The 10,291-nt window shown below is 64.1% G+C and carries 11 protein-coding genes; 9 read left to right on the forward strand and 2 right to left on the reverse strand.

Annotation, left to right across the window (positions count from 1 at the left end):
* Positions 1–80 precede the first annotated feature (80 nt).
* The 4 genes from panC (at position 81) to ACOOE2_RS01495 (ending at position 2,757) form a co-directional block, all read left to right on the forward strand.
* Positions 81–974, forward strand: a complete 894-nt coding sequence (gene panC, locus ACOOE2_RS01480) for a pantoate--beta-alanine ligase (RefSeq protein WP_420381256.1) — start codon at positions 81–83, stop codon at positions 972–974.
* A gap of 29 nt (positions 975–1,003) precedes the next feature.
* A complete protein-coding gene (locus ACOOE2_RS01485) occupies positions 1,004–1,771 on the forward strand; it encodes a class II aldolase/adducin family protein (protein WP_420381257.1) in 768 nt (255 codons plus the stop codon).
* A 123-nt stretch (positions 1,772–1,894) separates the two neighbouring features.
* Positions 1,895–2,404 carry a (2Fe-2S)-binding protein gene (locus ACOOE2_RS01490; RefSeq protein ID WP_420381258.1) on the forward strand — a complete coding sequence of 170 codons (510 nt, stop codon included), beginning with the start codon at positions 1,895–1,897 and terminating at the stop codon, positions 2,402–2,404.
* Positions 2,405–2,415: 11 nt separating this feature from the next.
* Positions 2,416–2,757, forward strand: a complete 342-nt coding sequence (locus ACOOE2_RS01495; RefSeq protein ID WP_420381259.1) for an arsenate reductase family protein — start codon at positions 2,416–2,418, stop codon at positions 2,755–2,757.
* 349 nt (positions 2,758–3,106) lie between these two features.
* On the opposite strand, the gene ACOOE2_RS01500 is transcribed toward ACOOE2_RS01495, so the two are convergent.
* Positions 3,107–4,240, reverse strand: coding sequence for a M14 family metallopeptidase (locus ACOOE2_RS01500; protein WP_420381260.1), 1,134 nt, complete (start codon positions 4,238–4,240; stop codon positions 3,107–3,109).
* 9 nt (positions 4,241–4,249) lie between these two features.
* Positions 4,250–5,005 (reverse strand): DUF4136 domain-containing protein, encoded by a 756-nt coding sequence (locus ACOOE2_RS01505; protein WP_420381261.1) that lies wholly within the window; start codon positions 5,003–5,005, stop codon positions 4,250–4,252.
* A gap of 134 nt (positions 5,006–5,139) precedes the next feature.
* Between ACOOE2_RS01505 and galE the strand changes: the two genes are divergently transcribed.
* From galE to ACOOE2_RS01530, 5 genes are all read left to right on the forward strand, one after another.
* Positions 5,140–6,144, forward strand: coding sequence for a UDP-glucose 4-epimerase GalE (gene galE / locus ACOOE2_RS01510; RefSeq protein WP_420381262.1), 1,005 nt, complete (start codon positions 5,140–5,142; stop codon positions 6,142–6,144).
* Between the two features lie 72 nt (positions 6,145–6,216).
* Positions 6,217–6,342 (forward strand): type B 50S ribosomal protein L36, encoded by a 126-nt coding sequence (ykgO, locus tag ACOOE2_RS01515; RefSeq protein WP_420381263.1) that lies wholly within the window; start codon positions 6,217–6,219, stop codon positions 6,340–6,342.
* A gap of 95 nt (positions 6,343–6,437) precedes the next feature.
* On the forward strand, positions 6,438–7,049 hold the full coding sequence (locus tag ACOOE2_RS01520; RefSeq protein ID WP_420381264.1) for an HAD family hydrolase: 612 nt from the start codon (positions 6,438–6,440) through the stop codon (positions 7,047–7,049).
* A 306-nt stretch (positions 7,050–7,355) separates the two neighbouring features.
* Complete coding sequence (locus tag ACOOE2_RS01525; protein WP_420381265.1) at positions 7,356–8,045, forward strand: hypothetical protein; 690 nt, start codon at positions 7,356–7,358, stop codon at positions 8,043–8,045.
* Between the two features lie 69 nt (positions 8,046–8,114).
* Positions 8,115–10,115, forward strand: a complete 2,001-nt coding sequence (locus ACOOE2_RS01530; RefSeq protein WP_420381266.1) for an SPFH domain-containing protein — start codon at positions 8,115–8,117, stop codon at positions 10,113–10,115.
* The last annotated feature ends 176 nt before the right edge of the window (positions 10,116–10,291 follow it).

Below are 10,291 nucleotides of genomic sequence, written 5' to 3' on the forward strand. Positions count from 1 at the left end.
ACCGGACCGTTTTGCTCGGGCACAACTGGCCTCAACCCCCCGCCTCATCTGGGCTGGACGATAAAGGAGAGACGAGCCCCATGCAAACTGTCTCGACCCGCGCAGCGCTGGCGAATGCATTGATCGCGCTCAAAAGTGGGGGAAAAACCCTCGCACTGGTGCCGACGATGGGCGCGTTGCACGACGGGCATCTGGCGTTGGTGCGCCACGCGCGCCAGGTTGCCGATCGCGTCGCGGTGTCGATTTTCGTCAATCCGCTGCAATTCGGCGAAAACGAGGATCTGGATGCCTATCCGCGCCAGTTGGCGCAAGACAGCCAGCTGTTGCAGGACGCCGGCGTCGATCTGTTGTGGGCGCCGACGGTTGCGGAAATGTACCCGGCCGGATTTGCCACGACGATCGCGGTCCAGGGGCTCGACCAGGTGCTGTGCGGGGCGAACCGCCCCGGGCATTTCGACGGCGTGGCAACGGTGGTCGCGAAACTGTTCAACCAGGTCCGCCCCGATGCCGCGCTGTTCGGCGAAAAGGACTGGCAACAACTGACGATCATCCGCCGCATGGCGCGCGATCTCGATCTCGCGCTGCCGCAGGCCGATCGGGTGATCGGGGTGCCGACCGTGCGCGAAGCCGACGGCATGGCCATGAGCAGCCGCAACCGCTATCTGTCGCCCGCAGATCGTATCCGCGCCCGCGAACTCAACCGCGCGATGCGGGTGGCGATCGGCGCGATACTGGCTGGCGGCGACCAGAGCCGCGCGCTGGCAACGTTGCGCCGGTCGATCCTGGCCGCCGGGTTCGATCGGATCGACTATGCCGAATTGCGTACCGCCGAAACGCTGGACGATGTCGCGCAGTGGACCGGGCAGGCGACCCGTTTGCTGGTCGCCGCCCACATCGGCGGCGCCCGCCTGATCGACAATATGGCGGTCGAGCCGGCGATGGCGATACCACCCGAAACAATAAGCGCGGCCTGACCGGGACCGGCGCAACCGAGGAGAGCAAGATGGCCACGCAGATCCGCCCCGAAACGACCTACAGCGAAGCCGAATGGCAGGCCCGCCTCGACCTGGCGGCGTGCTACCGCATATTCGATCTGCTCGGCTGGTCGGAGTCGGTCTACAACCACATCTCGGTCAAAGTGCCGGGCCAGGATGATGCGTTCCTGATCAATCCTTATGGCCTGTTGTACAGCGAAGTCACCGCCAGCAACCTGGTCAAGATCGACATCGACGGCAACACGCTGGGCGCGTCGGCGTATCCTGTGAACAAGGCCGGGTTTACCCAGCATGCCTATTTTCACCGCCATCTGCATTGGGCGCAGGCGATCTGCCATGTCCACACCACCGCCTCGATGGCGGTGTGCAGCATGGAAGAAGGCTTGCTGCCGATCAACTTCTACGCCTGCAATTTCATCGGGCGGCTGGCCTATCACACGTTCGAGGGCGTGACGGTGCGCGCCGAAGAGGGCGAGCGGCTGCTGGCCAACCTGGGCGATCGCAACATCCTGATGCTGCGCAACCATGGCCCGGTCGTGCTCGCGCCGACACTGCCGCTGATGTTCCTGCAGATGTGGGCGCTGCAGCGGGCCTGCGAAATCCAGCTGGCGACCCTGTCGATGGGGCAACCGGTGCGCCTGGTGCCCGACGACGTGGTCGCGGTGCACCAGCGCGATCTCGGCTCGGTGATGATCCCCGGGGTGCAGCCGGGCGCGACCGATTTTGCCGCGTGGGTGCGGCGGATCGATCAGGTGGATCGCAGTTGGCGCGATTGAGTGGGTGTCCGGCGGGGCGGCGGGGCGCAGATGTCAGGATAGCAAACAGTTCAAGACATTAAAGGGATCCAAGGGCAATGGCCCTTGGCCGCCGGAGGCATCTCTGAAACGCAAGGATTTCAAGTGGCACGCCTGATCGTCAACACCCAACCGGTCGAATTCCGGCTCGATGGCGATGTCCCGCTGCTGTGGGCGCTGCGCGATGTCGCCAATCTGACCGGCACCAAATACGGCTGCGGCACCGGCGAATGTGGCGCGTGCATGGTCATTGTCGATGGGCAGGCGATGCCCAGTTGCACGCTGTCGCTGGGTGAGGCCGAGGGGCGCACGATCACCACGATCGAAGGTTTGTCGCCCGATCGCAACCATGCGGTGCAGCAGGCGTTCGTTGCCGAACAGGCGATCCAGTGCGGGTTCTGCACCCCCGGGCTGGTGATGGCGGCGGCTGCGTTGCTGGCGCGCAACGTCAATCCGACCGAGGCGGATATCGGCAGCGCCATCACCAATATCTGTCGCTGCGGTGTTCAACCGCGGCTGATCCGCACGATCCAGCGCGCGGGGCGCATTTTGCGCGGCGAGGAACCGGGCCAGCGCGTGCCGGTACCCGCGACATCGACCACGCCTGTACTTTGAGGGAGAGCACCATGAAGGCGACAATCTGGCACAACCCCGGCTGCGGCACATCGCGCAACACGCTGGCCCTGCTGGAAGCGGCAGGCGCCGTTGTCACGGTGATCGAATACCTGAAAACCCCGCCCACCGCCGACAAACTCGCGCAACTGTACCGCGATGCCGGGATCACGCCGCAACAGGGCCTACGCCTGCGCGGCACCCAGGCCGAGGCGCGTGGATTGCCCGGCGCAGACGATGCGACAGTGCTGGCGGCGATGGTCGCCGAGCCAAAGCTGATCGAGCGGCCGTTGGTGGAAACCGGCAAGGGCGTGCGGCTGTGCCGACCCAAGGAACTGGTGCTGGAGATTTTGTAAAAACCCACCAACGTCGAAACCCCATCCCACGTCATCCCGGGCTTGACCCGGGATCCCGCTGCCTTTGATAACGGCAGCGCGGAAGACCAGCGGGACCCCGGGTCAAGCCCGGGGTGACGCGCGAGAGAGCGGTGAAGGATCGAGCGGCATTACCTGATTGTCGGATTGGGCGCCCGGCCCGGAACCCGCCTCAGAGCGGAATAAACCGCCCCGCGCAGACCAGTGCGCAGGCGCACGTCACCACCATTGCGAAGCGCAAGGCGTCTTCGAACAGAGCTGGTGAAAGGCGCGCGGTGATACCCATACGCACGGCTTTGCACGCGGGATGTTAAAAACCCGTAAACGCTGCTCAGCCCAGCCATTCGTGCAACGATTGCAGGCACGCGCGCGCCAGCAGGGCCGATCGCTCCGGGCTCCAGCCTTGCAACGGGCAGGGCAGGTCGTCGTTGTCCTTGAACGGCATTTCCAGCGTCATCGCCACCGCGCCAAATCGCTCCGCCACCTGATTGGTCGACATCGTCAGGTTGGCGGTGCCGGGTCGCGCTGCCGGATAGCCGTATTTCGTCTGGAAGTCGGGCGTGCGGCGTTCCAGGATCGTGCGATAGCGGCGATAGCCTTCGCCCTGGTCCTCGCGCCACGACGGAATGCCGTCGAACCCGGCGACGAACACATGCGGGATCGCTTCATCGCCGTGCACATCGATCGCAAAATCGACCCCGGTCGCATCCATCGCATTGCGGATGGCCAACACTTCTGGCGACCGTTCCGCGCTCGGTTCGTGCCATTCGCGGTTCAGATTGACGCCCGCCGCATTGGTGCGCAGATGCCCGCGGACCGATCCATCGGGGTTGGCATTGGGCACGATGTGGAATGTGCAGGCGGCGCGCAAGGCCCGGCCATGCGGATCGGCCGGATCGGTCAGCAGCGCCAGCGCGCCTTCGATCCACCATTCGGCCATCGCTTCGCCGGGATGCTGGCGCGCATAGAACCACACCTGCCGCGCGCCGGTGCCCAGGGTCAGGCAATCGATCGGCCGTCCTTCGATGCTGTGGCCCAGCACGCGATGCGTCACGCCGGGCGCGGCCGCACTGCGCGCGACCAGGTCCTGATGCCGTTCCCAGGAATAGGGCGCGAAATAGGCAAACCAGCATACGTCGCCCGCCGGCTGGTGCCGGATCGTCAGCGTGCCGCCGTCGACCGCCGGATCGTATTCGCCAGGCGCACGCCCCCAGACCATGCGATTTTCGCTGCACGCCGCGTTGTAATTGCGCCACCCGTCGGGATAGGCCGACGACGCCAGCCCGGTAATCCGCAGCTCGACCATACGTCCGGCCGCGCCCGCGACGCGAAAATGGAACCACTGGAAAAACGCCGAATGCGCATCGCGGCGGATGGCGAGATCGGCGCGCGTACCCGCGATGGCCAGCACGTCGATATTGCCGCTGTCGAACGCGGCGTCGATTGCCATAGAAGTGTCAGTCATGGGAAAACCTTACTCGCCGCCGCGGCCCGGCGTGGGCAGATCGACCGCCTGAACCACTTTGCCATCGGGAAACCGCGCAAACAGCGCCACGGCCAGCCGCGTCGCCATATGCCCGTCGTCGATGCCGTCCGATCCGTTCTCCGTCGCGCGCGACTGGCCCTGGGCATAGCCCTCCCACAGCACCTTGCGCGTGGCCTTGTCGCGGATGCGCACATCCATGCGCGTGGCCATGATCGCCTTGCGCGGTTTGGACAGATCCACCGCGAGCGCCAGGCCATAACCCGATCCGCGATTGCTGACGCCGACGCTCATTTCGCCGCTGACCGGCTTGTGTCGTGCTTCTTCGGGAATGACGACATCGCTGGTGATCATCACTTCGACCAGTTGGCGGGGGTCGGCAATATGCGAAATGTCATATCCCTTGTGCGCCAGCTGGTCCACGACGGCGGACTGATAGACGGGCAGCTTGGCCTCGGTATCCCCGGTCACGACGATCGCGCTATCGTCGCCATCGCTGTTGCGCGGCGGGCGCGTGGGCGCGTCGCTGACGACGATCCGGCCTTTGCCCAGCTGATCGCCCGCATCCGCCGCACGAAAGGTCTCGACATCGATCTGCCGCGATGGCTCGGCGCCGCCTTGCGTTCCGACGCGCTGGCCGCCGCCCCACTGTCCGGGATATCCGCCTGGGTAGCCTTGCGCAAAGGCAGGCGTCGCGCACATCAGGATACATGCGGCAAGGAATTTACGGGCGGTACGTGATGGCATGGGGCGGGGGTCCTGACTGGCCGGCTGCATACATATGCTTTTCCGACAGCACTACAACGGATGCTTAGGGGGATTCCTTCTATCGCAAGGCTTGGGTACGCAAAAGTACACGCGACAACGAAGGTGATTCGCAAGTGAGCAAGGTTCCCGTTCTCGTTACCGGCGGCGCCGGTTATATCGGCAGCCACGCAGTCCTCGCGCTGAAAGATGCCGGCTGGCCGGTCGCCGTGATCGACAATCTGGTCACCGGCTTCCGCTTTGCCGTGCCCGACGGCGTGCCGTTCTACCAGGGCGATATTTCGGACGACGCATTGCTGGCCCGGATCTTTGCGGACCAGGGGACTCGCGCGGTCATGCATTTTGCCGGGTCGATCATCGTACCCGAATCGGTCGAAAATCCGCTGAAGTATTACCACAACAACACGGCATGCAGCCGGTCGCTGATCGCCAGCGCAGTCGCCGCCGGCGTGCCGCATTTCATTTTCAGCTCGACCGCTGCGACCTATGGCAGTCCCGAAGTCTCGCCGGTCAGTGAAGACAGTCCCAAACTGCCGATCAATCCGTATGGCATGTCGAAGCTGATGACCGAGATCATGCTCGCCGATACGGCGCGCGCACACCCGATCAACTATTGCGCCTTGCGCTATTTCAACGTCGCCGGCGCCGATCCGCAGGCGCGCACCGGCCAATCGACCGCAGGCGCGACGCACCTGATCAAGGTCGCGGTCGAGGCGGCGCTGGGCAAGCGCGACAAAGTCGCGGTGTTCGGCACCGATTTCGATACCGCCGATGGCACCGGGGTGCGCGATTACATCCATGTCAGCGACCTGGCCGCCGCGCATGTGCTGGCGCTGGAGGCGCTGATTGCCGATCCTGCGCAATCGCTGACGATGAATGCCGGCTATGGCCGGGGCTTTTCGGTGCTCGAAGTGCTCGATGCGGTCGATCGCGTGACCAATATGACGATCAAGCGCGAACTCGGCCCGCGTCGCGCGGGCGATCCCGCGTCGCTGATTTCGGACAACCGCCGGATCAAGGCGACGCTGCCGTGGGTGCCGGCACATGCCGATCTGGATACAATCGTGGCGCATGCGCTGGCGTGGGAACGCCGGTTGACCGAGCTTCGTGCGGAAGCTTGACTTTCAAGGGGCGCGCATCTACCCGCCCATTTCTGTTTTTCGGCCCGGTCGCATCGGGCAAAAGGATTCGCCATGAAAGTTCGCAACAGCCTGAAGTCGCTCAAAGACCGCCATCGCGACAACCGCGTGATCCGTCGTCGCGGCCGGACTTATGTGATCAACAAGACCCAGCGCCGGTTCAAAGCCCGCCAGGGCTGATCCGTCATGCCCCGTTTGTCGGGGCATGATCTGCTGCAAGGTACCTGACACCCTCGCCCGAAAGGCGGGGGTTCGGTCGTTTTTAAGGACACGGCATGGCCGCAGTCGATGCCGTCGTGTGGGATATCGGCCGCGTGCTGGTGCAGTGGGATTTCCCGCTTATCTGGCGCGATGTCATCCCCGATCCGGTCGCGCGTGCCGCCTTCACGACGACCGTGGTCAGCGAATCATGGCATTCCCGCCATGACGTCGGCGAGACGATGGATGCGTTGATCGCGGAGCGGGTCGCGGAGCATCCCGCCGAGCGCGCCCTGATCGAACGCTATCGCACGCATTGGCTGCTGGCGGTGCCGGGCCCGATTGCCGGCACGCATCCGCTCGTCGAAGGGCTGGCTACGGCCGGCGTGCCACAATTTGCACTTACCAATTTCGGCGCCGATGCGTTTGCGATGTTCCGCCCGACATTCCCCGTGCTCGATCACATGATCGAGATCGTCGTGTCGGGTGACGAACGGCTGGTCAAACCCGATCCGGCGATCTTTGCGCTGGCCGCGCGCCGCTTTGGCCACGATCCCGCGCGGATGCTGTTTATCGACGACAACGCTGACAACATCGCCGCCGCGCGCAAACTGGGGTGGCAGGTGCACCACTTTACAGGGGATGCCGCCGCGCTGGAGGCGGATCTGATCGCGTTGGGGCTGCTTTAGTGGCGTGCGTCTAATCTGAAGCGTTGCTGATAGGAGGCGTGTGGGCAAGAGCCGTTAACCACAGCCGTAACGCTGTTTTTTCGTCTTCCCGGGCTTGACCCGGGATCCCGCTTTTTCTTCGCGCCACATCAGATCCGTGTATTTCCACGCAAAAGAAGCGGGACCCCGGATCAAGTCCGGGCGACGATTGTCTTATGTTCGTGCTTTGCGCCTGGCCCTTGTCCGCCGAAGCCGTGCTGATCGCAGCGCCCAAATGTTTTGTGTCGGCTGCATTCAAGAATCGCCGGCGTCGTGGCAAACGGGGCCATGACCATTGGCAAAGCCAGCGCGGACAATCGGGCCTATCGCAAGATATCGGCATGGCAGATCGTCGCTGCCGCCTGGCTGCACTTTGCGGTGCCGATCTATGTCGTCGCCATGCCGGTGACCGCACTGATGGTTGCTCCGGCCGGTGCGCCCTTTGCGGCGATGCTTACGCTGGTGCCCAGGCTCAGCATGTGGTTTCTGGGCAGCTACGCCGGGCTTGGCGTCGTCTGTGTCACCACCGCGATGGCGGTCGAGCCGTTGCTGCACTGGCGCAGTGCGCGGCGCGAGGCGAGCGATCCGAACCGTGCTGCGCTGGCGTCTGCCCGGCGTGTCGCGCGCGCGATCGCGGACGGGACAAACCTGCTCGGCGGCGAACCGGCAGCGTTGCTCAGTGCGATGCGAGATCCGCGCTGGGATCATGCCGATACCCGGTTCCAGGCGCTGTCCACCGATCTTGCCGAAGTCGTGCGGACGACATGCGCCGCGCTTGCCACCGCGTCGGCCGATCGGCGGGCGGCAATCGTCATGCTGGCAACAACCTCCTTGCGCCGCATCGCAACCGCACTGACGGCCCTCCAGGCAGAACAGAGCCGCCTGGACGAAGGCGATGCCCAGGCCATCGCGCGCTATGTCGCCATGCGCTACGACACGCCCGATATTGGCGGCGATTTCGCTGGTGATGAGCATTGAGCGGGTCTAAATAATGCCCGGGCGCTGCTCTTGCGCTTGTCTTCCGGTCCCAAGGACACCTTAGATAAAATGACAAACAGCTATGTGTTCGGCGCTGCCGCCGTCGCAATTTTCGTCGTGTTTTGTCTGTTCACCTTGTCGCGCTGCGTCCGATACGTCGGCAACAACCGCGTTGCGATCGTCGAAAAGCTGTGGAGCCGCAATGGTTCGATCACCAGCGGGCTGATCGCCATGAATGGCGAGGCCGGGTATCAGCCGGTCCTGCTGCGCGGCGGCTATCACTTCTTCATGCCGTTTCAATATCGCATCCATGCCCAGCCGCTGGTGACGATCCCGCAAGGCCAGATCGGTTATATCTTTGCGCGCGACGGTGCGCCGCTGGGGCCCACGCAAACGCTTGCCAGCAATGTCCGCACTGCCGATTTCCTCGATGTGCGCCGCTTTCTCGAAGATGGTGGGCAGAAAGGTCCGCAGCGCACGATCCTGCGCGAGGGCACGTATGCGATCAACCTTGCCCAATTCGTGATTATCACGCGTGACCACATCTATGGCGTGATGCTCGAAGCAAACGACACCGACCTGTTCACCAACATGCAGACCGTGATCGCGCAGCGCACCGGATTCGACACGGTGGTGATCCGTGATTCGACCGATCAGATCGGCGTGGTGACCGTGCACGACGGCCCGGCGCTGACCGCCGACCAGATCATCGCGCCCGAAGTCGGCACCAACCAGGCCGATCCCGCGACCTTCCACAACAGCTTCCAGGATCCGGAAAAATTCATCGCCGCCGGCGGCCGCCGCGGGCGCCAGCTGCAGGTTCTGGTCGAAGGCAGCTATTTCATCAACCGACTGTTTGCGACGGTCGAAATGGTGCCCAAGACCGTGATCGAGGTCGGTCACGTTGGCGTTGTGATCAGCTATACCGGCGACAATGGCGCGGATACGTCGGGCGAGGATTACCGCCACGGCGAGCTGGTCGATCGCGGCACGCGCGGCGTGTGGAGCGAACCACTGCTGCCGGGCAAATACGCGTTCAACACGTATGCCGGCAAGATCATCATCGTGCCGACAACCAATTTCATCCTGAAGTGGGACCAGGACACCACCGGCCAGCACAAGTTCGACGAGAACCTGTCGCAAGTCTCGCTGATCACACGCGATGCGTTCGAGCCGACGCTGCCGCTGTCGGTCGTGGTGCATATCGACTATCGCAAGGCGCCGCTGGTGATCCAGCGCTTTGGCGACATCAAAAAACTGGTCGAACAAACGCTCGATCCGATGGTCTCGGCTTATTTCAAGAATGTCGCGCAGAAAAAGACGCTGATCGAACTGCTACAGGAACGCTCCGACATCCAGGAGCAGGCCGGCGGCGAGATGCGCGCCAAATTCACCGCCTATAATCTCGAGCTGCAGGAAGTGCTGATCGGCACGCCGCGCGCCGCTGTCGGCAACGACCAGATCGAAAAGGTGCTGCAGCAATTGCGCGAGCGCCAGGTCGCCGAAGAGCAGGTGACGACCTATCAGAAGCAGCGCATTGCCTCCGAAGGCGAAAAGGAGCTGCGTGCGGCCCAGGCGCGGGCACACCAGCAGACCGCGATCACCGAATCCGAGCTGTCGATCACGGTGCAGGAAAACCAGGGCAAGGCGGCGGCAAAGCGCGCGACGCAGGATGCCGAACAGACCCGAACGCTGGCACGCGCCGAATCCGATCGCATCAAGATCATCGGCGAGGGTGAGGCCGCCAAAGTCGTGGCGCTGGCCGGCGCCGAGGCGGACCGCATCACCAAGACCGGGCTCGCCACCGCCGAAACCATCGAAAAGCAGGCTGCGGCATCGGGCGGCGCACAGTACCAGCTCGCACGCCAGGTCGTCGAACGCCTCGCCGAAGCGCTCGAAGCTTCGGGCGTCGACATCGTGCCGCGGGTGCAGATCAACACCGGCGGGGCGAACGGCGAGGGCGGCGGAACGCTGCAGGCGCTGATCGGCATGCTGCTGTCGGAAAAGGGTATGGCGTTTCTGTCGAGCCCCGCCGCGCAGGACAAGGCCGCCACTGATACCAAGGCTTGATTATCGTGCATCTTCCCCCCTCCCCTCCGGGGGAGGGGCCGGGGGTGGGGCCTCTCGGCTTGGTCGTACCGGCGAAGATGTCACACGCGTCGGTGGGGACCCACCCCAACCCCCTGCCCTGAAGGGGGCGTCGGGATTGCGGTCGCCATGAACCTGCAGATTTGTCGCAGCGTGAT

The organism is Novosphingobium sp. (genome assembly GCF_965214355.1).
In the GTDB taxonomy this organism is placed as follows: domain Bacteria; phylum Pseudomonadota; class Alphaproteobacteria; order Sphingomonadales; family Sphingomonadaceae; genus Novosphingobium.

Excerpts from the sequence above, each read along its gene's own strand:
- ACOOE2_RS01530 (WP_420381266.1), top strand. The coding sequence starts at position 8,115 with ATGACAAACAGCTATGTGTTCGGCGCTGCCGCCGTCGCAATTTTCGTC.
- ACOOE2_RS01520 (WP_420381264.1), top strand. The coding sequence starts at position 6,438 with ATGGCCGCAGTCGATGCCGTCGTGTGGGATATCGGCCGCGTGCTGGTG.
- ACOOE2_RS01495 (WP_420381259.1), top strand. The coding sequence starts at position 2,416 with ATGAAGGCGACAATCTGGCACAACCCCGGCTGCGGCACATCGCGCAAC.
- ACOOE2_RS01525 (WP_420381265.1), top strand. The coding sequence starts at position 7,356 with ATGACCATTGGCAAAGCCAGCGCGGACAATCGGGCCTATCGCAAGATA.
- ykgO (WP_420381263.1), top strand. The coding sequence starts at position 6,217 with ATGAAAGTTCGCAACAGCCTGAAGTCGCTCAAAGACCGCCATCGCGAC.
- ACOOE2_RS01505 (WP_420381261.1), bottom strand. The coding sequence starts at position 5,005 with ATGCCATCACGTACCGCCCGTAAATTCCTTGCCGCATGTATCCTGATG.
- panC (WP_420381256.1), top strand. The coding sequence starts at position 81 with ATGCAAACTGTCTCGACCCGCGCAGCGCTGGCGAATGCATTGATCGCG.
- ACOOE2_RS01485 (WP_420381257.1), top strand. The coding sequence starts at position 1,004 with ATGGCCACGCAGATCCGCCCCGAAACGACCTACAGCGAAGCCGAATGG.
- ACOOE2_RS01500 (WP_420381260.1), bottom strand. The coding sequence starts at position 4,240 with ATGACTGACACTTCTATGGCAATCGACGCCGCGTTCGACAGCGGCAAT.